Consider the following 24,918-nt stretch of genomic DNA (forward strand, 5'->3'; position numbering starts at 1 on the left):
TGAATAAATAATGTTACGTAATGAACAAAACTTATTTATAACACATAAAAACTTTTCTTTAAAATTAAAGAAAGCCTGTAAACATGAACTATATCACAAAACGGAACATCGCCCATAATGGAAATAGTAAACAATAAATCCTTGTGATAAAAACAACAAAATTGGATACTATTCCTATAATTATTGGAATTTATATACCCTGCACCAAAATTCGCTTCAAATACTCTAAATCAAATTCACCCTCAAAAATATCATCAAGATAAATGACTTCACTACTATCAACATAAGCAAAACAAGCTTTAACTTGCGATAAATCAATATTATTATTACTAGCCCAAACCAACCTATATATACCTAGTTGTAACGCCAAAGATTTACGAGACTCACTCTGAGGCACTTTACCAGTCTTCCAATCAACTACAATATACTGGCCATCTTTGTCCCTCAAAACAGCATCAATACGACAAATATAGTTCTCTATAAGACTTTTACCTGAAGAATCCATATATAATACTGGATACTCATATTCTTCTTCCTGTTCAACAAATTCACATTCACTAACTAAGCTAAGGTTCAAAAAGTTAGTCTTCCACTTAGATAACTTAGTTTTTTCCTGACTCGACAAAGACGGACCTTCACCAGCTTCATCTAAAGTAAATAAAGCTTCATTATCCCATTGGCGAGACTGCACCCAATCATGAAAAATAGTGCCTAGTCTTGCAGCTTCAGACGGCAATTTAGGAAGTGGTCGTCTCAAATTTTTCAAATACATTTCTTCATCTTCTACGCGCTTTATCAGGCTTGTTGTCGCTAAACGGGTAGGTTTAGTTATGTTTAAAGCAAAACTATCCTTGTTTAATTCCATAAGCAATAGTTTTAACTCATTAAAAACTTCTTCGTTGAACACATATTTATTAGCATAAAGACCATTTTGATAGTATTTACTGTCGAATGAATCAGAATCTACTTTATCTATACCTTTTAATAAAAATTCGGTTTCAAACTCTTCTAAGGATAAATCTTTATACTGTTTTAATAATTCATAGTTATTAGGGAACTGATATTTTTCCCAGTCAACATCTGCTAATACATTAATGTAATGTGTTTCAAAAATTTCATCTTTTATACGGTTATAATCTAGCTTAGGCCACAAAACTATAGGACTTCTATAGTAAATATTTTCTTGATTCACCTGAACATCTTTATAGTACTCAGGAGAGATAAACACTTCACCTTCATAATCATTCAAAGCAGTATAAACATATCTTGAAACAATCTTACGTTTATCAACGACATTCGTAGCAAAATTATGTGCTGACAATACCAAAGTTTTCTTAGCTCTCGTAAACGCAACATAAGCTAAACGCAACTCTTCATTAAGTAAATGTTGCCCAATTTCCTTGCGATACTCATCAATATATTTAGTAGAAGTAGGCTCTTCTTTATAAGCATTCATATCAAAGGCTGGCAAATATTGAGCGTCATCACGCAGTTCATAAGGCAAATTACCTTTATCTGTGAGCCAACCTGAAGCTAAAACAAATTTTTCATAAGGATTTATAAAAGAATCACTGACTTTAACGTACCTAGTGCCACCTTTAACACTAGGAAATTTACCTTCAATGAGTTCAGGAACTATAACGGTATCCCATTCAAGTCCTTTAGCTGCATGAATTGTAAGTATCTGTACCGTATCAGCAGTAGCTGGAGAAATAGTGGAAGATAAATTCTCACGCATCTTTTCAGTAGCGTCCAGCCATCCCAAGAATGAAGCTAATAAGGTATCACTACCATTGTGGACAAAGCCCGCACCTTCAGTGCGTTCAGCATCAAATTTTCTAGCCAGCTCGCAGAAAGTACGCAACGATAGATTCTCTTCGTCATTGTTTATATCTACTTCTGCTTGAATATCTAAACCTGTGATTCTTATAGCCTGTTTAACTTGTTCTTCAAGACTCAAATTTAAATTACGTCTAATCTTATTAACACATTTACTTATATATTCTAGGCGACGCACTGCTTCAGCAGATATTCCCCTCGTGCTTTGGTCTACATTTTTATCTTCATTTTTATCAGACAAGCCATTAGAATTTTTACTGCTATCTTCACTAACACTTACAGTATTATTTGGTGCAAGTTTTTGTGGATACCAACCTGTTTGAGGTAAAATTTCTAAGCAATCAGTAATATTTAAAGTTCGCCTATCTCCTGTAAGTTCAAAAGAAATATGTTTGGTCCATTCGTTGTATAAAAACATATCTCTAACACCAAAGTTCATCATATCAAATATGCGTAACAAATATTTATTGGCGGTATTGTCAACGCTAACCCTTAGAAAGGCTAGTAAATCTTGTATAACGTTTTGCATGAGTAAACCATCTAAACCAACTTTTTGTGATTTTATCCCCAGTTTAGAAAGTTCCTCTTGTATTTTTGTAAAAATAGATTTTCTACGACAAATAATAGCCACTTTTTCATCTGGTAACTTATTTTCATAAATATATCTAGCTATTATTTCGAAAGATTCCTGTAAATCTGTGCCTTGAGTCACAACTATTTGACCATCAGTTGTTTTTTCATGAGGCTGTAGCTTAGGCATATCAAAAGAATAATTTTCAGTCAGATCATACAAATCTTGACAAACAGTATTAGCGTAGTCAAGTATGTTCTTACTATTTCTCCAAGACACTGAAAGGGTCAAAAAACGAGTTTTAGCACTAGAAGAGCTAAACTTTTCATCAAAATTTTCAATAGCACCTATGCTTGCTCCACGCCAACCGTAAATAGCCTGTTTAGGATCACCCACAGCTATAACGTCATGCCCGTTGAAAATCTTAGATAATAAATTTATTTGAGAAGAAGAAGTATCTTGATACTCGTCTAATAATACAACCTTGTATCTATTCTTATACTCTTGCACAATTTCTGGACATCTGTCTATTATTTCTATAGCAAGCCTTAACTGGTCAGCAAAGTCCATTAAATTATTTTGTTTTTTATAATCTACATAAGCCTGAATTACAGGTAAAATACTAACTCTTGCCCTAAGAGAATCCGTTATTTCTGTTATTTTACTACTTATCTTAAACTTATTTCTAGATTTAGCATTATCTTCTAGTTCCTTAGCAAAGCTAGTAATCTTTTCTTTAACAGTTTGTATCGACAAACCATGCTCACTAATTTCTTGATATAACCTATAAGCATACTCAGGCATATCACTTTGTGAAACTTCTTCGTGTAAATCTTCTTGCCAATCTTGAACAATCCTGTAAAATATCTGCCAAACTTCACCATCAGTAATAAGCCTAGTCAAAGGAGAAATACCTATTTTATAACCATAATCCTGAACAATCATCAAAGCAAAAGCATTATAAGTTGAAGTTTTAGGAGTGTTATATTCTTCTTCAAAATAGCTAATTCTTTGCCCCATATTACGTCTAATTTTATTCAACCTAGCTTTTATACGTTGATCTAGTTCTTGAGTAGCTTTATTAGCAAAAGTGAGAGCCAAAATCTCATTAGGTTTAACTAAACCATTAGTAACCATATACACAATTTTTGAGGACATCACTTCAGTTTTTCCAGCCCCCGCTCCAGCTATTACTAGCACAGGAGAACCCAACGGAGCCTCAATAACCTTGGTTTGTTCGTCAGTGGGCTGATAATCCATTCCTAACAGTTTAGAAATATCTGCAGCTGAATATTTTATATCACTCATCGTCAGCACCACTTTCAAAAATTATTTCACAAGTTCTACACTTTAAACCTGATTTATCGTGAAGTAAAATAGGTGACTTATGCGCTGCAAATGACTCTTGCAATATTTCTTCAAGCTTGAAATAAAAAAACGTATTCGAACCTTTTTCTTTCAACTCGGATTTTATTTTGGAAGAATTCTTACGCATTTGTTCGTAAGTTTCACCCAAGTAAGAGTCTTGCAAAGCCTGTCTATAGCTATCAAAGTCAATTTTTCCTTGAATAGGTAAAGTTTTTCCTGTGCCTAGTGGAATAATTCTCGCCCCTAGAGTTTCTTCAGAGTTTTTCTTATCAGAGTTGAATAACATTTGATAAACACCAAGCTGAGTGTGTTCAACTACTTTTTCCTTGGTCAAGTTACTTTTACCAGTCTTAATATCGCTTATAATTACTTTTCCATCTTCAACATGTTCAATCCTGTCAACCCTACCCCAAATGTTAAATTCTTTATTACCGTCACTTGTGGTGAGTTTACCTGAAATAACTTTTTCTGTTTCAACCTTTTCAGGATGTAGTTTTATGTACTCAATATATCTATCAATCATGTTGTTCATATCTCGAACAATTTTGCGGTTAAAATGAGTATCCGGTAAGCCGAGTTTTTCAATCTCAGTATCTAAACTCTGCCTTATTTTAGTCTCTAAATTATTTCCATTTTCGTCAGTTATGTTTGGATATTTTTCAGCAATACCATGGATTATATTACCAGTTAGTTGTACCTGAATAATCGGAGAAGCAGCGCCACCTTTACTTTCTAAAACCCAATTCATCTGACAAGCATGTATGCCATCTAAATGTGATGGAGAAAGGTATATTTCTTCATCATCCAATACAATCGGCTGGAAGTTAGTAATTGGTAATTGGCGATACCAGTTTTCGTAATCTGTACCCTCGATATTGTTAGAACGTAACACGTTTAATACTTTAGCAACTGTATTTATGTCATTGGATTGTAGTTCTTCTTCCAAATTATCTAGATTTTTCAGTTTTTCCCTAAACGTTTTTTCTTCTTTTAATAACTGTTTAGGATACGGTACTGCCTGATTTTTTAAATACTGATTTAGCAGTCTTCTAACGTTTACAACATGGGATTTCAAGTCAAAAGTATCAATCGCTTTCTCACACTTAAAAGATTCTTCTGTATCATCAGTATATATATCTCTATCTAAAACGTTATTAATCATTCTGATAAAAATAGATGGACTTGTTTCTTCATTATCAATAGTAGTGAAAAGCAAGTTTTGAGTAGATCTGCTAATTGAGTGTAAAAGTAGCTTCAACTGTGTTTGCCAACTATCTTTGTTAATAATTTCAGCTTGTAAAACCGGTGATACAGATTCTAGCTCTTCAAAAGTCATTTCTTTATCAAATATTTGAGATAACAAATTCTTTTCATAAACGTAATCAGCCATACTTCTAAGTGGCCATTTATTCTTTTCAAGTCCCTTTATCACTAAGTTTTTATAAGTAATTCCTGCAGTTTCCTTAGGAGTCAAAACTCTAACCCCAGCAGGTCTTATTCCAAGCCTAGCAACTGTATCTGTCTCTATTTCTTCAGCTAGTTTTTCGTAACAAAAACCTGTAATTGTGCCTCTTTGATGACGTGCAGTCCACCAAGAAGCTTGATCAAATAAAGCTATTAAATCGTCAAGGTTTTCATCTAATTCTTCATACCCATTTTCTTCTTTGAGTACTTGGTTACACCAAAAAACATCTTTTTTAGATTCAGACCATACTGCCCATAATATTCTTTCAACGTTATATTGGCTTTCAGAAAGTACCTGTAAAGTACTCACTATTATTTTTCGTAAAATCTCAAGCTGTTCACTCAAACGTCTATTCAAGTAATTCTTATTTTCTTCACAAAATTCTTGAATATCGTTGCTAAAAATTAAATCCACAAAAGTAGGTATGTAATCCTGAGCAGACGCATTAGTAATATCAGCATTCTCCCTAGTGCTCATATTTTTATCTGAAACAGTTTCTATACTGTTTTCTGCACCACTGTCACTTTCAATACCAGATGTAGCGCTTTGTCTAGATTTTTCAGAATCAACCGCTACATTATTCTCGGCACTATCTTTAATCTTTTTACTTAGCAATAACAAATCTATTCTTTTTATGGTTTGTAAATCTATATCGACCAAAGAACTATTTGCTATTTTAAAGACACTCTGTTCATAGATAGGGTTAGACTTTATCAGTTGTATAACATTTTCACAAAAAATGGGGTCCAATAAAAACTGTTTTTCTTTTGCAATATTTTTATTAGTTTTTAATACAATCTGCTTGATATTGTTACGTTTCAAAAGCGTGCTTAACTCACTAATGAAAATACAAGTTTCTAAAATAACTCTAATTAGTGGTGATTTACTTAAAATTTTACTTTCATAAGTATTTTCACATCTTACACCATATTCATGTAGCAAGGTTTGAGTAAATTTTTTTTCCTGTCTACTCGGTACAATTACAGCTATATCTTTTAAAGAAACCTTATCTATAATATTTTTTTCACGTATCCATCTGGCAATATATTTATGCTCATTGTATATGTTATCAAAAATTTTAATATCAGCACTGTTATCAGAAATAGGTATTCCCTCTTGTAAGTCTTTATCTAACTCTTTCTGAGAATATATATCTACAACTTTTGTTTCTTTATATGGCAAAGAAGTTCTAGTAGTTATTTGTGAGGCAATATATTTTTGTAACTGACTTATCTTATCCGAAGGAATGTACTGTTCATCTAAAATTTCAGTTTTTACATCTAGTTCTTTAGCCAAATCGAATATTTGCTTAGAAACATTTATACTACTGGAACGCACTGTCTGATCAGGTGAGACAGTAAGTATTACTTGCACTCCTAAACCATACAAAGTCCTAATCAAATCAAAAGTTGATTGAGTATAATCTTGTAAATTTTCAACTATTATACACTTCGGCAAAGGCAAATCAGCATACACTTGATTTTCGTGTTTTTTACTGTCCCAATTTTTAAGCAAATAGCTTGCATAATGCTGTATTCTGTTAGCTGATACTATCCTGCCTTGAGTTCTAGTTTTTGACTCTTTATCAATCCTATGTTCAATTTCTTCTAAAATAACTCCGAGCGCATACCAATTAGGCTTATTTACTTTCTGAGCTATATTTTTAAGTAGTTCTGGTTTTATATCATAGTCCTCACAAAGCTCTACAGCATCTACAGTTAGCCTTAAAAATTCTTCAGTAGATATAAAATCTGTATGCAAATTCTCAGCTATCTCATCATATTTACTATTAATGACTTCTTTTACAAGAATATTTTGTTTGGCAAGAGAAGTTACTTCAGGATCGGGAATAGGATCTTTACGTTTGTTATGCCATACTTGACTAATATGCAAAGCATAAGAAGAAGGGGTCCTGACTTTTTGACCTTTTGTAGCACTAGTAACGCTTGTAGTTAGGATGTTTTCTATTTGTTTTACCTGAGAATTCGTTGGAGCTAAAATGAGACAGTCATCAGATGTAAAAGACTCTTTTATCTTAAAAGCAAAAATTTGAGTCGCTAAAGTAGTTTTGCCAGTCAAAGGCTGACCAATTACAAGAAAACTTTCACCTTTCATACAAGCATCATATATGGCTTGTTGTTTACAATTTAATCTAACTGTCATTTTACCTCCACCATAATAATTTTAGCTTATTTTTTAAATTTCACTGCTAGAGTAAAAGTAGTTATTGAAGAATTTTTGCACCAGAATTTGATAAAATAATTGCGTCATACTTGGAAATATTATTTGGAGGAAAAATGAACCTTGTTATAGGAATTCATAAAAGCAACCGCGATATAAGCATCAGTACTGATAAAACAGTGGATGAACTAACTAAAATTATAAATGACGCTTTTTTTCAAGGTGACATATTAACAATAGATAGTGATAAAGGACAAAAATATTTTATTCCAGTAAAACGAATTGCATATATTAGTATTGACCAACCACGCTCAAATCCTTTAGGTTTCATAGCATAATCTTTTAAACTGTACACAAAATAAGGCTGACATATATTTATCAGCCTTATTCGTTTTTAAAACTCAAATTTTATTGAACAAAATAGCCATTATAAGTTCAAACTATTTTCAGACATTAAACTGGAAGCCCAGCACCATACTGCGTGTAAATATAAGAGAAAATTGCTCGTGCTATAAGTTCAGTTGCAATAGCGGCAAGCAAAATACCCGAAATCTTAGTCAAAACTAAAGTTCCGCCTTCGCCTATAAAACGAGCTATAAAAGTAGAAAAACGCAGAGTAATCCAAATAATAATGTGCATTAATACTACAGCAGTAATAATGCCCACCCAGTCACCTACTGATTGACCAGAAGACTCCACAGCAACCATCACAGCCACGATAGCACCCGGGCCAGCAAGCATAGGAGTACCCATTGGCACCAAAGCGATTTGAGTCCCACCACCTGCGTTGGAATCAGAAGAACTATCCTCTCCCATACCAGTTAGTAAAGTCATAGCCATCAAAAACAATACTACTCCACCAGACAGCTGCAAAGAAGCAAGTGAGATTTGTAGGAATTTAAGTATATACCTACCTAATAGCATGAATACTATTATGATTCCAAAGGAAGCAACAGAAGCCTGCCAAGCAGCTTTCTTTCTAGATTCATGAGTATAATTACCAGTCAATGCTAGGAATACAGGAACAGCACCCGGAGGGTCCATAATAACAAACAGGGTTGCAAAAGTAGTACCCAAAAGGGTAACGTTTATTATTTGTTCCATCCCCATTTTACCTTTCTAAATGTTTCTTTTTCCATTTTTAATATTGACTTGAAATCAGTAGTATTTTCACCTAAACGATTTGGTTTACCTGTACCATGATAATCGCTTGAGCCTAGTTGTAACAAGCTCAATTTTATACATATACTAGAAGCTTTTTCACGATCTTTCAAATCATGTTCATAATGATTTACTTCTATTCCATCCAAACCCCTATTTTTTAGCTCTTTTATATCTTTAAAACATAATTCTTTTCCACGTTTTTTAGAAAAAGGATGAGCTAGTACACAAAATCCTCCAGCATTTTTAACTGCCTTAATAACTTCAAGAATATTAGGTGGATTATAAGAGACATAATATTTACTTTCTGCATTCAAAACATTGGAAAAACATTCGTCTCTATTTTTAAAATAACCAAATTTAATAAGTACATCAGCCAAATGTGGACGACCAAAAGGAATACCTGTTTGTTTCAAAAAATCGTAATCTATATTCTCCAGTCCCAAAGCTTGAAAACTTTTTGTCCCAAAAGTACTTTCAACAATATCTTGTAGTGAAAAAGTATAGTCTTTTCTCAGTAATTCACACATTTTTTGAAAACGAACAAAGCGCGCATTCTTTGACTTTATAAGTATGGATTGAAGTAAAGGATCCTTTTCGTCATACAAATATGCTAGTAAATGCTGATTCATTCCTTTGTAAACGGTAGATATTTCACACCCAGCAATAAAACCTACCCCGTATTTTTCAGCATATTCAAATCCCTCATTCCACCCAACGTTAGTATCGTGATCAGTCAGAGCAATAGCATCTAAATTAATTCTTTTAGCTAAACGAAAAATTTCCTCTACTGTATCTCGTCCATCAGAATAAGTTGAATGTATATGAGTATCAATACGCATTTTTCCTCAACAGTATTTATAACAGTAATAACTACCTTCATAATATCTAGGTTTAGGAATAAAAGACATGAATTATAAACAAAATATCAAAAATCCTTTTTGCAAGGTCAATAAAGCGTAGTAAAAGCAGACTATAAAATGTATGATTGCTATATGAGTAAAACAAACAAAACCAAAGAACAACCACTATCTGAGCGTGGTTCAAACAGGTCTCAAAGACCAAGATCAGAAAACTTTAAAGAGTTTATAGGTAGCAACTGGGGACCTAGACCAGATGGCTTACCTGAACGTGCAGAAAGTGCTGATTACGCAGCAAAACGCCGTGAAGCACTAAGCCAACTATTCGAGGGTGATTGCTTAGTAATACCAGCAGGACCACTAAAGGTACGCAACAATGACTGCGATTACCGTTTCCGCCCCCATTCAGCTTTTGCTCACATGACTGGTATGGGTACTGATCAAGAACCTGATGCAGTGCTAGTGCTAGTACCTATCTCAAAAGAAGCTGGAGTAGGCGTTGCAAGTGGAGTTTTAAGCACAAATCCAGCATACGAACTTACAAGCAACCATTCTAACCATAAAGCTGTACTATATTTCCGCCCACGTGCTTCTCGTAGCTCAGAAGAATTCTACGCAGATTCTCGTTACGGTGAACTATGGGTGGGTGTACGAGCAAGCCTTGAAGAAATCGAATCTCAAACAGGTATTGCTTGTGCTCATATTAAAGATTTAGAAAATGACTTAAAACTTCAAGCAGAATCAGCTACTATACGCGTGGTTGCTGACAGTGACCCAGCAGTTACAGAACTTGTAAACAAAGTACGCGGTCAAAAAGTCACAGCTATAGATGATGACTTGCACGAAACACTTTCCACTTTACGTTTATGCAAAGACAAATGGGAGCTTCAGCAAATGCAACTAGCAGTTGACACAACTAAAAAAGGCTTTGAAGAAATAATCAAATCTCTACCTAGAGCTATAGAACATCACCGTGGAGAACGTGTAGTTGAAGGAGCTTTTGCAGCTGTTTCCCGTGAAGAAGGTAACGGTACTGGTTACGACACTATTGCTGCTTGTGGTAATCATGCTAACACTTTGCACTGGATTTGCAACGATGGTCCTGTACGTGAGGGAGAAATGATTCTTGTAGATGCTGGTGTTGAAGTTGATTCTCTATACACTGCTGATATTACACGTACGCTACCTGTTACTGGTAAATTCTCTGAAGTACAAAAGAAGATTTATCAGGCAGTTCTTGATGCTGCTGATGCTGCTTTTGAGAAAGCCAATGAACCTGGTGTAATTTTCAGAGATATGCATGCTGCTGCTTTATCAGTTTTAGCTCATCGTCTTGAAGAGTGGGGATTGCTACCAGTAAGTGCTGAAGAATCTCTAAAGCCAGAAGGACAGTACCATTGTCGTTGGATGGTTCATGGAACTAGCCATCACTTAGGAATTGACGTACATGACTGTGCTTTAGCAAGACGTGAAATGTATTTGGATGCAGAATTAAAACCAGGTATGTGCTTTACTATTGAGCCAGGTTTATATTTCCGCGAAGACGATTTGACTGTTCCTGAAGAATTCAGAGGTAACGCTGTACGTATCGAAGATGACCTTTATATTGACGAAACGGGCAAATGTATTCGCATGAGCGACAATATTCCACGTACAATAGAAGAAGTCGAGACTTGGATGTCCGACTTAATGAAATAATAATATATTTTCATTACTCCTTTGAACAAATTGGTGAGAGGAATTACCCTTTCCTCTCACCTTTCTAATTTAATCTAAAATTTTTATAACATTTTATTTTATTTACACTATCTTTTAGACAATCATTTTATTGCAATGTTATTGTAGTAGCTGTTCAAACCACTTGTTGATCAAGTACTAATTTGAAACACGTTAAAATCAAAAATAGATAGAAACACGAAAAACTATCTATAAATCTATAAAGATGTAATAATAAGTGGTGGAAATAGTTTTGTCCGTGTATATAGTGCAATATTTGATTAAAATATTCATATTAGTACATAAGAAAGTATTGGCATGACCATTGTAGGCTATGTTGGAACATATACAACTGGCAAAAGCCAAGGTATTTATACTTTTAGCTTTAGCGAAGAAACTAGCTCTTTTATATCTTCAAACTTATTTTATGAAATTTTAAACCCCAAGTATTTGTGTTTTGCTGGTACAAACAACGAATACATAGCAGCTGTCTGCGACTTTCCACAAAGTAACATACAAAATGCTGACATTCCAGAACCCTTGTGCTGTGGTGGAAGTAAGTCTGCCACGGAGCAAAACACAAAAAGCGGAATAGTTCTGCTTGATAAAAACGGAAATTGCTTGTCGACTTTAGCTTATGAAAATACGACTTCTTGCTACATAACCTATAAAAATGGCATTTTCTATACAGCTAACTACCATGAAGGCACGCTAAGCGCTATAAAACTGGAAAAAGATAACTCTTTGAAGCTACTTCGTAAAACATTAATACGAGAAAAAGCTGGTTGCCACCAAGTTCTTTTCTATAAAGATAAAATACTCGTTCCTAGTCTTTTCCTAGACAAAATCATTGTCTTAAATGAAAGTCTAGAGATTGAAAGTCATATTGATTTTCCAGCAAATTGCGGACCAAGGCATGGAGTTTTCACTTCCGATTACAAATACTTATTTGTAGTAGGTGAACTAGACAACATAGTTTACACTGTGGATACTTCTTTGATGAAAATTGTTTCTAAAACAAATATTCTTGAAAATGAACAAACACATTTAAAAGATAGTGCCGCAATTAGACTAAGCAAAGATGAAAAAACCCTGTATATTTCAACAAGAACTCTTGAAGTAGTCAGTGTTTTCAATGTGAATGAAGAAAAACTAGAACTAGTACAATATACTACTTGCGAGGGAAAACACCCTAGAGACTTTGAAATAACTGAGAATACTCTATTTGTAGCTAATAGACTCACAAACAACATATCAGCAATAAGTATAGAAAAAAACTTGCTTTCAAATTTAACAGACACAGTTTATATACCAGAAGCTATATCCATAATTATAGAAAGTAAATAATCAAGGGGAAAAAATGCAAAGTAATATTGGTCTAATAGGATTAGGAGTAATGGGTAAAAACCTCGCTCTTAATATGATAGATAAAGGCTTTAAAGTTAGTGGATATGATATAACTGCTCAGCGTGTTCAAGATTTACGAGTGCAAAACATATCGAATTTTGATGCATACGATAACCTAGAAGATTTTATTTCATCTCTAGAGTGCCCAAAGAAAATTTTTGTGATGGTTCCTGCTGGTTCCCCTGTCGATAGCGTAATACAATCACTACTGCCTTTTTTGAAAGACCACGACATAATTATGGATGGAGGAAATTCTTTCCACGAAGATACAACACGTAGGGCTAAAGAATTAGCAGAAAAAAACATAAATTATTTTGGTGTCGGCGTCTCTGGTGGGCAAGAAGGAGCTTTGCATGGAGCCAGCATAATGCCTTCTGGAAACAAAGAGTCTTATGCTGAAATATCAGCAATTTTAGAATCTATTGCAGCTCACAAAGATAGCTCCCCTTGCTGTACATATATAGGTCCTGAAGGTAGCGGTCACTACGTAAAAATGGTACATAATGGTATCGAATATGCTGATATGCAACTACTATCTGAAGTTTATCTAATACTAAAATACGTGGGTAACTACTCTAATAAGCAAATAAGTGAGATTTTATCAAGTTGGCAATCAACAGAAGTAAAAAGCTACTTGGTAGAAATAACTTCAAAAGTTTTGAAAGAAAAAGATAGCCACACTGATAACGACTTGATTGACATGATTGTTGATGTTGCTGGTAATAAAGGCACAGGTAGGTGGACAAGTATTGAGTCTTTGAAACAAGAATATAATGCTTCAATGCTTACGGCTGCTTACCAAGCTCGCATTATGAGTAATCAGAAGAATCTTCGCGCTAATTTCAACACTGCTACACAAAATACACAGCATAAGCCAATAGATTTAGATGAGCTTTTCAAAGCCTACTCTTTAGCGAAAACTTTAGCTTTTGCTCAAGGTTTTGGACTATATGCTGACGCTTCTCAAAGGTTTGGCTGGAATTTGAATTTGAAGAACATAGCTAGTATTTTTAGGGCTGGTTGTATAATTCAAGCACAACTATTACAAGATATAATGCAAGCTTATGGCGATGGTACTAAAGAGTTACTCTTACATAAAGATTTCTCTGATAGGGTTTATAACTATAAGAATTCATTGGCACAAATAACAATTTTAGGTCTTGAGCATCGCCTTCCGCTCCCCCTATTCACCGCTGCTTTGACTTTTGTAAATCAAATATCTCATAAGCAGTTGGGAGCAAACATTATTCAAGCACAACGTGACTTCTTTGGAGCACACACCTATGAACGTATTGATATAGAAGGTTTTGAACACCACAACTGGGGCGAAAACAATGACTAAAATTGGTATAACTATTTTTGGTGGTACTGGAGATTTATCTTACAGAAAACTCTTGCCAGCTCTATACAATCTATTCATCAGAGAAAAACTAGGTGAAGATTTCGATGTTTGTGCAATAGGTAGGCGTGACTATTCTATTGAAGAATATATAAGCATAATACAACCTTGGATTGAAAAATATGCTCGTCTAAAAGTAGAACAGTCTAAGCTAGATGAGTTCTATAAGCATATAAACTATATGAAACTTGACTTCACTAACTTAGATGACTATGAAGTTTTGCAAACTTACTATAAAAAACTAGAGGTAAAAAATCATATAGTTTATATGGCGGTTGCCCCAGAATTTTTCAACGTTATCAGCAATGGTATAGCTAAAATACCAGCAATTCGCAGTCCAAAAATCATTTTAGAAAAACCTTTTGGAGCAAATCTAGAAGACGCTAAAATCCTAAATGACAAACTTGAGTATGTTTTTGGATATGAAAATATTTACCGCATTGACCATTATTTGGGTAAAGAAATGGTGCGGAATATTTTGACTATCCGTGAAAGTAATCCACTTTTTTCTAATGTGTGGAATAAAGAAAACATAGAGTGCGTGCATATTTCTGCGTTAGAACTTGTAGGAATTGGCTCTCGCGCAGGCTACTATGATTCAACTGGTGCAGTCAAAGATATGGTTCAAAATCATTTACTGCAAATCCTTAGTATTGTAGCTATGGATGATCCGTCTAAGAATTTGAGTGAGCAACAGTTTAACGTTTTACGTGATTTGCGTGATGTAAATAAAATAGATATCAAAGATTCACTTATACTGGCTCAATATGACGGGTATTTGGACGAAGAAAATGTAAAACCTAATTCAAATACAGAAACTTATGCAGCTTTAAAGCTTTTCATTGATAATGATAGATGGCGTGGCGTTCCATTCTTCATACGCACAGGTAAATGTACAAGTGATAGAGAAATGGAAGTAACTATTACTTTTAAGCGTATCAGCCCTGATGTAGAGCCTAATTTACTAATAGTGAAAATACAACCAATTGAGGGTGTATATCTCGAGTTTAATATTAAGACTCCAGGTGAAGAAAAAGGCAGAACAAAAGCTAAAATGGAGTTTTGCCAAAACTGTGAGGATATTTTCAGAATCAACACTCCTGAAGCTTATGAACGTATGTTGCTTGCTTGTATAAACAACGATAATTCTTGGTTCAGCAAATGGGGACAAATAGAGCTTAGCTGGAAATACATTGATGAACTAATGCGTGGTTATACTCGCCCTATATATAGTTATTCTAAGGGCAGTAATGGACCTATAGAGGCCGATAATTTAGCTGAAAACCCTGACCAAAAGTGGAGGAAATAATTCCATGCTTCGCCGTAAATATGGCTTTTCATAGTATCTTCTAAGGGGCATGAATTTTATTCTCAAAGTAAGTTAATATATAATTGTGCTACTTAAAATTTTTACTAGTCATACTAGAAGCTCACTAAATTTAGATATATCATTTGAAAATTGGATTGTTATACAGAAAACGATTCAATAAAATATTTATATCATCGTTCTAATTATGGTCAAAACATTTTATAATTTACGTAGTATCGATTTTAGGAGTAAACATTTTTACTGACAAAGCTTTAGTATGGGACTATATTGAAAACTATACACAACTAGATGATTTACTAGAATTAGCTAGGCAACATAGTATCGAATACGGCTTAAAACCCATTTCACCTTCAGCTGGGTCTACCCTACGTTTACTTGTTTCTACTACTAAAGCAAAAGCTGTAGCTGAAATTGGCACTGGGACTGGTAGTTCTGGTCTATGGATTTTACGAGGCTTAACTAATGGCGGTATGCTAACAACTATTGATTACGAATCACACTGTCAGTCCATAGCCAAAAAAATATTCGAAAAAGCAGGCTACAAGAGTAACACTGTACGTATTATAAACGATAGAGCTTTAAACGTTTTACCACGCATGGCAAAGAACGCTTATGATATTGTCGTTATCGATGGCAAAGTAGATGAAACTATATACTACTATGAATACTCTAAGCAAATGGTACGTCCCGGTGGGCTAATAGTAGTTTTACATAGCTTACATAACGGAAAAGTTGCTGATCCAGCAATGCGTGACCGCGACACTATTTGTATGCGTGAACTATTAAAAACTATTAGCAAAGATGAAGAAGTCGTTTCAACTCTAATAGGTAATGATGACGGCATGACTGTATGTATGAAAGTCTTACAATAAATATTTCTAGTACTTTCGCTTCTAGCTTGTAAAGTATATTTTTGAAAAGAATACTACGAAAATCGATAAATAGCAGTATTAAGCTAGTGTACTTTCATTTTAAAATAGATAAAAGGTTACACTAATAACTACTAAAAGTGTAACCTTTGTATCAACTCACTCCATTTATTACTCAAGTTTTATTTGAAATAAGAGTTACTTATCATATTCTTTTACAAAACCGTATAGTAGCGCAGCTCCAAAACCTGTAGGTTGGTTGGTGCTTACTTCTCCCATAGGTTTGCCTGCACGTCCAACTCCAGCAATATCTAGGTGACACCACTTATGTCCTTTTACAAAGTGTTCTAAGAATAGTGCTGCTGTAATCGAACCAGCTCCTACAGTTCCTTCAGTTTCAACATGACAAATATCAGCTATAGGAGAATGCAAAACTTCACGGTAATCGTCTACTAAAGGCATACGCCACACATTTTCACCAATTACGCTACTAGCTTTGGACATTTTATTCCAAACTTCATCATCGTTAGAATAAGTGGCAGCATGGAAACGACCTAATCCGAATGTAGCAGCACCTGTCAAAGTAGCAACATCGACAACAATATCAGCCTGTAAATCGCTAATTGCGTAATCTAAACCATCAGCCATAACCATACGTCCCTCAGCATCAGTGTTTAGAATCTCCACAGTACTACCAGCATAAGTCTTAACTACGTCCCCTGGACGATATGAACTTGCCCCCATAGCATTTTCAGCCATTGTTGCAACAGCGGTAACTTCAACATTCAAACCAGCTTTAGCTATGGACAAAATAGCAGATACTACAGTTGCAGTACCACTCATGTCAGTTTTCATTGGAACCATGCTCTCGCGAGGTTTGAGTGATAAACCACCTGTATCGTAAGTAATACCTTTACCTACAAATACAATTTTTGGTGTATTTGCACGTACATTCTTAGGAATCCATTTGATAGTAACTAGGCAAGGAGGTGTAACAGAAGCAGAACCCACAGCTAAGATAGCGTTGAAACCACGCTCACGTAGCTCATCAGCATTCATGCATTCAAACACTAATTCCCCGTCTAAGTTTTCGCACTGTTTGACCAATTCTTCAAAATTTTCAGCTAACCATTTCGGATTCTTTACGTTTGAAGGAACGCATTCTAGTGTACGAGCTAGAATTGTTGCCTCAGCTATCCTACGGCTTTCCTGTAAATTCTCAGAAGCTCTTTCTTCATTTTGAGTTAGAACAAAAATATTCACCACAGGGTCTTTTAAATCATTTGTTGAAGCAATACGTGTTTGTCGATAACAAGACAACAAAATTCCATCAAAGAAAGCAATTTGCTGTTCATCAGTCAAACTATCAATGAAAGTAACACAAGCACTTTGAGTTCCAACTGTGCCTCGCCCTAGTTCAAGCCCAGCTTTACGACAATCATCTAGAGTTTTTTCTCCCAATCCCACGACGAGAATATTACTAGGCAGATTTTCCCAAAGGTCAGCATTTAGCTTAGGTAAAGATATTTTTAGTGTGCTACCACTTTTACCTTTGTATCCTTCATTCTCTAGATGATTCTTTACATCGAATCCATATAAGTCAGATATTTCAGCAATATAAGAATCTAAAACACAAACGTCTTTTACTTCTTCCTCATTTTGAGTCTCATTTTGAAGATTTGAAATATAAGAGTCCAGTATTAGAGTACCAATTTCATTAGTTTTGACAACTGTGTCAATTTTATCTGATAAAAAAGTAAATTTTGAAAACTTTTGTGCGTCAAAAATATTGAAGTCAACGCTCACTTTATATCACCACATAACATTCTATAAATAAACAACACATATCATTTTACTACTTAAATTAAGTTTTTATTGCACTCTTATTAAAAATCTATATTTTTATTACAATCATATTTTTAAAAAGCAAATAGTATTATTGATATACCAACCGTATAATGTATTTTTAGAAACTTTCTAACGCAACACTTCAATAATATTACTATAAAATTTTTTTAAAAAATTGGGGATATTTTATTTCTTATACATAAACTAGTCAAATTTTTTATATAAAAACTCTTCAAATTAACATATAAATCACATAAAATGAACACTAGGTGTTAACTTAGGGGAAGAATGACTGAAGAACACAATCTCAAGATAGATATTGAGGTAATCAAAGCTTGGGAGAAAAACGATATCGACAAAAATAGTCGAGAAGAATTGAAAACTTTAAGGCTGCAAGCTGAAAAGGGCTCTCCTGAAGCTATTGATTATTTGAACGAAGCTTTTAAAACAGACTTAGCTTTTGGAACTGCTGGTTTGAGAGCCGAAATGGGACCTGGCCCAAACAAGATGAATAGTTCAGTAGTCGCCCGTGCCGCTAAAGGAATTTCTGATTATCTTCTCGAAAAACTCGGTAAAAACTATAAAGTTGTAATAGGATATGACGCACGCTATAACTCTAAAGATTTTGCTACTTTAAGCGCAAAAATTATTACAGCAAATAAAGGTAAAGTCTATTTACTCAATTCCCCTCAGCCTACTCCTGTTAGTGTTTTCGCATCTAAAAAACTAAAAGCAGACGCCACAATAGTAGTAACAGCAAGCCATAATCCAGCTGAAGATAATGGTTACAAAGTCTATCTAGGCAAACGTCTAGGTGGAGAATATGGTGACGGAGTACAGATTGTTCCTCCAGCTGATAAAGAGATTTTTGACCTTATCAAAGCTTCTCCAAAACCTTGTGATATAAAACAAAAAGATGACTATGAAATAATTCCTTCAAGCATACTAAATGAATATATTTCCCACGTTTGCAGTACTACTTTAAAATTATTTCCAGCAAACTCAAACAAAAATTTAAAGATAGTAACTACTGCTCTACATGGTGTTGGCGGACGTGCTTTAAATACTGCTCTATTCAAACTAGGGTTCCAGTATATTTGGAATGTAGAAGAACAACACATTCCAGATCCTAACTTCCCTACTGTTGAATTTCCTAACCCTGAAGAACCAGGGGCTTTGGAACTAGCTATAGCTTTAGCTAAAAAGAAGAATGCTGATATTATTCTAGCCAATGATCCAGACGCTGATAGGTGTAGTGTGGCAATAAAAACTGCTAAGGGATATAGACAGCTTAATGGTGATGAAATTGGGTCGTTATTAGGAAATCTTGTTGCTAGCCAACATAAGAATAAAGATGTGTATTTAGCTAACTCAATAGTTTCTTCAAGACTACTTTCCCATATTGCTAGCTCACACAATGTGAAACATACAGAAACTCTAACAGGGTTCAAATGGATCGCACGCACCCCTAAACTCGTGTTTGGTTACGAGGAAGCAATTGGTTTCTGTTTGGATCCAGATACAATACGTGATAAAGATGGAATTAGTGCTTGTTTAGCTATTGCTTGTTACGCTGATGCACTAAACGACCGTAATAAAACTTTACAAGATATTCTGGATATTTTTGCTTTGAAATTTGGTCTTCATTTTACAAGCCAACTTTCCATTCGTGCTAAACAAGATCTTATTGAGCATGGTTTGGAGAATCTAAAATATAATCCTCCTACTTTCTTAGCCTCATCTAAAGTGGTAAAAATTGTAGATTTAATGAAGCCAACTAATGGGCTTGAACCTACTCCTGGATACATTTTTTACACTGCAGCTAATGATCGAATAATTGTTAGACCTTCTGGTACCGAACCGAAAATAAAATGCTATATTGAAACAATTGTGCCACCTGAAATAGTTGGTCCGTCATATTTGGCTATGAAAGATATGCGTAACCCGATGACTCAAGCATCTGGACGTATAGCCCAACTAAAAACTGATATACGAAAAGCCACAGGTCTATAAAATCAGCCACTTTACTGATTTTATACTACGCAAGTAAAGTAACTATTCAGATTGCTGATTGGGACAATCTGCTTTAAATTTCTTTATCCTTTGGCTAATTTTGTGTGTTTATTCCATTCGAATATATTCTTGTAAAATACCTATAAAAGTCGAGCAATGTTTTCAACTATCTTTCCCTTTGTAACCACATATGACGATGCTTACCAATACACATAATAAGTAACTGCTTCTAATGAGTTAATATGGGATTATTTGCATTTATTTTGCTCATAATACTACCACGGTAAAAACTATCAGTCTTTATAAATAGGACTTCCAAATATTAGACCAGCCTTATAGTACGTAGTTTTCTCACCGAATACACAGCTTTACTTTTATAATTATTAAGACACAGAAAATACACTAAAGTTACTTGCAATAAATTGGAGTAGAGCTTTATACATAAAGTTCTAAAATTTCAATAAGCAACATTCTTACGGGAGAAAATAAATATCACACAAGATTATGTTGTAATCAGCTTTTTACCCTTAGATAAACTTTCCATTATTTTATTTATTTCATCAGTTAAAAATGCTGGTATATCTTTTTCTAACTCAGGATTCACCTTAAATTTCAGACCTTCGTTTTGAAGGTTAGTTGCAATGTCAGAAACAATCTTTTCACCCATATTCGTATTTGTAACTACAGCTTGTATAAAATGAGATATTTTGACTGTAGTCATTGCTAATACTAGTTTCTGGTTATCTTTTATTTCTGTAAAATCTTGCCCCATCCAAAACATGCTTGTATTAGGAGTGTTAGATATTTCTTGAAGTACTACTTCTTGATTTTTCTGTAGAACAGGTAGCAAAATATCTGCTTTATCTGATACTAAAGTGGAAACAAGTTTTTTTATTTCTTCTGTATTATTTTCTTTTAATAATAGAGGTTTACGATTACCTTTATTATCGTTATTTTTGCTATCTTTTTTATCTGATGAATTCTTGCTGTCTTCGTTTTCTTTATTTAAACCTACTAAAGTAATTCCCGTACCATTATCAGCATTGTACTTTGCTATACCTTTTCTAATACCATCCATATAAGTTTCAGATATAGATGACTGAGTATCTGTAAAAGTAGCTATTTTACCTGTACGTGTCATTCCAGCAGACAAATATCCCGCTAAAAATCCTGATTCTTCAAGTGAAATATTTATTTCTTTAGTATTTTCCAGTTTACTTACAAATTTAGTACCCATAGATATGAAGGTAATTTCAGGATTTTGTGTTGCAAAGAATGAAAGTAAATCAACAACTGGTTTACCTATCCCCATAATAGTGTCACATTTTTCTTTGATAGCTCCATCTATCTTTTCTTTATAATCATTCTTACCAAAAGAATATACTTTTACAGAGTCCTTTTTCTTTGAATTTATTTTTGCAACAGTTTTAGCTGTTTCTTCAACGAGTATTTTATTCTGCTCATAGTCTAAGGATTGTGAGGTTTGCAACATAACACAAGCCTTTTTTTCAACTTTTATAGCTGCATTATTATCACTAGATGAGGAGGCGCATCCTGCTAAAAACAAACTTAATGTAGTAGCGCCAACAATTACTTTCTTCAAAGAGTTCATTATTCCCTCTCATATTTAGACTATTTTGTTTCCGTAAGCAATTCTACCAAAACTATATATATTGCAAACTAAGATATATAGTTTTAGATACATTTTATTTATCTTACTTTACCTATCTCTTACGTATTTCAAGTAAAATGTCATTTTATAAAGAATGTTTTATGCGAAAAATCTAACTGTTGTGTTTTACATTTCTACATAAGCAAATCTCTAATATTACTTTATTATTTCTTTCAATGACACAGATATTTTAATATGAAAATATGAGGTTTTAATTAGCATATTCTTTTTATATCTTAAAACTTGTGCCAGTTTAAAAGCTAACTAAAGTTTTAAATCTGTTTTTAGCGTAAGTATTTTCCAAACAGTAAAGTCACATTTTACGCACAACTGTACTTTTAGCAAACTATAAGCATAAATGGGCGTAAAGGTACACTAAGTTAAACCCTAAGAATATATAGGATTATTAGGCAAAACTCTAAAACATTTAAAAAAGAGACAGATAGTACTGTAAATTTTAGAGTTTTCTTGCCCCTTGACCTGCAACTGCAGTCATAATAACAGGGCTAGTATATCCAGCTTTTTCGAAAGCTTCAGCAACTTTTTGTGAAAGCCTGTCTCGATCTTGCCTTTGTATCAAAGCGATCGCACAGCCTCCAAAACCGCCACCAGTCATTCTGCTTCCCCAAGCTCCGTTTTCTTTCATAGTATCAACGACTAAATCTAGTTCTTTACAGCTGACCTCATAGTCGCATCTTAAGCTCTGGTGTGAATCAAACATTCTTTCACCAAGTTTTTGCTTTATATCTTCAGAATAACTCGTATTGTTAGAAAGTATTTCGATAAATTCTTGAGTTCGATGAATTTCAGTCACAATGTGCTTAGTTCTTTGCTTCTCAACATTGTTATCTAGTTTATCCAAACTATCTGATAGAGTATCTATGCTTATTTCACGTAAAGCACTCACCCCTAGTTTTTTAGCAGCATCCATACAAGTTTGTCGACGCTTGCCATACTGTCCATCAACAAGTTTATGTTCAGCCTTAGTATCTATGACTAGTAGCTCCAAATCATTTTCAGCCATCTTAAAAGGAACTAAGTTAGCAGTAAACGTTTTGCAGTCCAAAGCAAGCGCTTTGCCACTTTCACAACGCATTGATGCTGACTGGTCCATTCCCCCAGTGGGCGCTCCAGCTACTTCGTTTTCAGCACGAACACACATTCTAGCTATATCAGCACGCTTTAAGTCTTTATCAGCGCCATAAATATCTATCCCTAGCTGATCAGCTAAATAAACAGCTATAACACATTCTAAAGCTGCTGAGGAGGACAATCCAGCTCCATAAGGAACACAAGAATCTAGTGCTATATCACAACCAGCGATATTTTCATATCCCTCTTGTATAAAAGCCCAGAAAACCCCTGCAACATAGCTTATCCATCCTTGGACTTCTTTATCACTACCCTTAGGTCCAATATTATCCAAGTCGAAGCTACATAGTTTCTCTTCTTGAGCTGAACAAATATTTACCACTCTATCAGCACGAGTTTTAGTAGCTATAAAAGTACAATGTTCCAAAGCCATTGGGAAACATATTCCAGCGTTATAATCAACGTGTTCACCAATAATATTTACTCGTCCTGGGGCCTTATAAAAGTTTTCAGGCAAATCCCCAAAGGTGTCTTGGAAAAGTGCTTGAACTCTTGTCTTTCCCTCTTCCTCAGTCCAAGGTATAAGCATATTAATCATTGACAAACACTTCCTTTAATCGTTTAGCAATTTTTTCTGGAGTTGTATCACTTATCCAAGCTTGCATTCCTGACTCAGAACCAGCCAGATACTTTAGTTTATCTATACTCCTTTGAAATGAGAAGAAATCACAAAATAGTCTTATTTCTGTACTATCTTTAGGAGCTTGATTCCATGCACTAATATAAGGGACTTCAAGGTATGTACCATTTTCATACTCAAAGAATTTATTAGCTGTTTTAATCATTTGTAAATACATCTTTGAAAGTTCTTCTTTTTCTTCCTCATCTAGTTGGTCAATACGATTTACGTGACGTTTAGGCATCAAATGCATTTCCAAAGGCCATTTAGCTGCAAATGGAACATACAAGATCCACTTATCTGTTTCATGTATTATCAACTCAGGTTGTGATTTCTTGTAAGATTCAATGAGATTATCAAATAAATTTTTGCCGGTTTTTTCAAAGTATGTTTTGACATTGTAAAGCATAGTTTTCATACGTGGAGTAGCATACGGATATGCATATATTTGTCCATGAGGATGTTGTAGAGTAACACCTATAGCTTCACCGTGGTTTTCAAAGCAAAATACTTGTTGTATTGTGTCCAGTTTCATTAGTTCTTTTGTACGATCAGCCCATGCTTCAATTACTGTACGCATACGTTTTGGCCCCATCTCAACCAAAGACTGGTCAATATTTGGACCAAAACACACAACTTCACATCTGCCGCTTGCTGGTTTAGATAAAAATAGTTCATTATCGTCAAGAGCTTTAAGCGAGTTACCAGCCTCGGGTATTTCAAGTAAAGATGGAAAACGGTTTTCAAATACTACTACGTCGTAGTCTGTGTCTGGAATTTCACCGTCGCTGTACTTTGCACCTATTTTTTTAGGCCCTAAGGGGTTAGCATCTCTGGGAGGTAAAAATGTCCTATTCATTCTATGTGTTGCCATTGGAATCCATTCGCCCATAAGAATGTCATACCTCATCTGTGGTAAGTTATCTTCCTTGACTTTACCGTTATCATCATAAAACGCAGTATACCTATTTTCCAAAGGTCTTTCGTCTGCTTCGCAACGTTTTTTATCACCGTTGACGTATTCAACGCTGTCATCAAAATATATTAGCTCTCTTCCATCAGCTAATGTTATTACTGTTTTTTTGATTTTACTCATATCAGTCCTAAAAAATTGATACACCTATATATACTATATGTTATTTACTTTTTTTATTCTTTTTCTGATAATTTGTATTCTAAAAAATTATTAAAATTTGATATGTTTGATATTCGTTTTAGATAATACTCTAAGAAAAACAGTATTAGTCACTATAATGAAAAAGAGATGTTTATTTTTTCTATTTGAAAGTAGTTGTAAGACAAAAGTAGTGCATTTTATAGTCATTTAAAATAACTTTATTCACAATATTGCAACATTTATTTTTTAGCCTTTAAAAGAATAGATTTTGTAGGTTATCAGTATTTACATAACTATCTTTTACTATTATCATGACTATAGTTCTGATAGT

Annotated in this window: 15 protein-coding genes; 7 read left to right on the forward strand and 8 right to left on the reverse strand. The window is 34.2% G+C overall.

Going from position 1 to position 24,918, the window contains the following annotated elements:
* Window positions 1-190: 190 nt before the first annotated feature.
* Together HCQ94_RS05150 and HCQ94_RS05155 are read right to left on the reverse strand one after the other, a co-directional pair.
* Window positions 191-3,718, reverse strand: coding sequence for an ATP-dependent helicase (locus HCQ94_RS05150; protein ID WP_166982419.1), 3,528 nt, complete (start codon window positions 3,716-3,718; stop codon window positions 191-193).
* Window positions 3,711-7,406, reverse strand: coding sequence for a PD-(D/E)XK nuclease family protein (locus HCQ94_RS05155; RefSeq protein WP_166982421.1), 3,696 nt, complete (start codon window positions 7,404-7,406; stop codon window positions 3,711-3,713). Before HCQ94_RS05155 ends, HCQ94_RS05150 begins: the two co-directional genes overlap by 8 nt.
* Before the next feature lie 134 nt (window positions 7,407-7,540).
* On the opposite strand from HCQ94_RS05155, the gene HCQ94_RS05160 reads away from it, so the two are divergent.
* Window positions 7,541-7,762, forward strand: coding sequence for a DUF3107 domain-containing protein (locus HCQ94_RS05160; protein WP_166978559.1), 222 nt, complete (start codon window positions 7,541-7,543; stop codon window positions 7,760-7,762).
* Between the two features lie 115 nt (window positions 7,763-7,877).
* Here HCQ94_RS05160 and HCQ94_RS05165 read toward each other — a convergent pair whose 3' ends face one another.
* Together HCQ94_RS05165 and HCQ94_RS05170 are read right to left on the reverse strand one after the other, a co-directional pair.
* Window positions 7,878-8,528 carry a MarC family protein gene (locus HCQ94_RS05165; protein ID WP_318272880.1) on the reverse strand — a complete coding sequence of 217 codons (651 nt, stop codon included), beginning with the start codon at window positions 8,526-8,528 and terminating at the stop codon, window positions 7,878-7,880.
* The gene (locus HCQ94_RS05170) at window positions 8,516-9,427 is read right to left on the reverse strand and encodes a PHP domain-containing protein (protein WP_166982423.1); all 912 of its coding nucleotides are present in this window, start codon (window positions 9,425-9,427) and stop codon (window positions 8,516-8,518) included. The genes HCQ94_RS05165 and HCQ94_RS05170 overlap by 13 nt, the downstream gene beginning before the upstream one ends.
* 153 nt (window positions 9,428-9,580) lie before the next feature.
* On the opposite strand from HCQ94_RS05170, the gene HCQ94_RS05175 reads away from it, so the two are divergent.
* The 5 genes from HCQ94_RS05175 to HCQ94_RS05195 all read left to right on the forward strand — a co-directional run bounded on the left by HCQ94_RS05175 (window position 9,581) and on the right by HCQ94_RS05195 (window position 16,169).
* A complete protein-coding gene (locus tag HCQ94_RS05175; protein WP_232525717.1) occupies window positions 9,581-11,143 on the forward strand; it encodes an aminopeptidase P family protein in 1,563 nt (520 codons plus the stop codon).
* Window positions 11,144-11,479: 336 nt separating this feature from the next.
* Window positions 11,480-12,508 carry a lactonase family protein gene (locus tag HCQ94_RS05180; protein WP_166982427.1) on the forward strand — a complete coding sequence of 343 codons (1,029 nt, stop codon included), beginning with the start codon at window positions 11,480-11,482 and terminating at the stop codon, window positions 12,506-12,508.
* 13 nt (window positions 12,509-12,521) lie between these two features.
* Entirely contained in the window at window positions 12,522-13,910 is a 1,389-nt protein-coding gene (gnd, locus tag HCQ94_RS05185) for an NADP-dependent phosphogluconate dehydrogenase (protein ID WP_166982429.1), read from the forward strand.
* Entirely contained in the window at window positions 13,903-15,276 is a 1,374-nt protein-coding gene (gene zwf, locus HCQ94_RS05190) for a glucose-6-phosphate dehydrogenase (protein WP_166982431.1), read from the forward strand. Before gnd ends, zwf begins: the two co-directional genes overlap by 8 nt.
* A 287-nt stretch (window positions 15,277-15,563) precedes the next feature.
* Window positions 15,564-16,169, forward strand: a complete 606-nt coding sequence (locus tag HCQ94_RS05195; RefSeq protein ID WP_269775645.1) for an O-methyltransferase — start codon at window positions 15,564-15,566, stop codon at window positions 16,167-16,169.
* Between the two features lie 195 nt (window positions 16,170-16,364).
* On the opposite strand, the gene HCQ94_RS05200 is transcribed toward HCQ94_RS05195, so the two are convergent.
* Entirely contained in the window at window positions 16,365-17,972 is a 1,608-nt protein-coding gene (locus HCQ94_RS05200) for a leucyl aminopeptidase family protein (RefSeq protein WP_166982433.1), read from the reverse strand.
* A 330-nt stretch (window positions 17,973-18,302) separates the two neighbouring features.
* Here HCQ94_RS05200 and HCQ94_RS05205 point away from each other — a divergent pair, with 330 nt between their 5' ends.
* A complete protein-coding gene (locus tag HCQ94_RS05205) occupies window positions 18,303-20,027 on the forward strand; it encodes a phospho-sugar mutase (RefSeq protein WP_166982435.1) in 1,725 nt (574 codons plus the stop codon).
* A 502-nt stretch (window positions 20,028-20,529) separates the two neighbouring features.
* Here the strand turns inward: HCQ94_RS05205 and HCQ94_RS05210 are convergent.
* The 3 genes from HCQ94_RS05210 to galT form a co-directional block, all read right to left on the reverse strand.
* Complete coding sequence (locus tag HCQ94_RS05210; RefSeq protein WP_166982437.1) at window positions 20,530-21,639, reverse strand: BMP family ABC transporter substrate-binding protein; 1,110 nt, start codon at window positions 21,637-21,639, stop codon at window positions 20,530-20,532.
* Between the two features lie 517 nt (window positions 21,640-22,156).
* Complete coding sequence (gene galK / locus HCQ94_RS05215) at window positions 22,157-23,389, reverse strand: galactokinase (RefSeq protein WP_232525759.1); 1,233 nt, start codon at window positions 23,387-23,389, stop codon at window positions 22,157-22,159.
* Window positions 23,382-24,566, reverse strand: a complete 1,185-nt coding sequence (gene galT / locus HCQ94_RS05220) for a galactose-1-phosphate uridylyltransferase (RefSeq protein WP_166982439.1) — start codon at window positions 24,564-24,566, stop codon at window positions 23,382-23,384. The genes galK and galT overlap by 8 nt, the downstream gene beginning before the upstream one ends.
* Window positions 24,567-24,918 lie beyond the last annotated feature (352 nt).

This window comes from Actinomyces sp. zg-332 (genome assembly GCF_011751945.2).
GTDB lineage: Bacteria > Actinomycetota > Actinomycetes > Actinomycetales > Actinomycetaceae > ZJ293.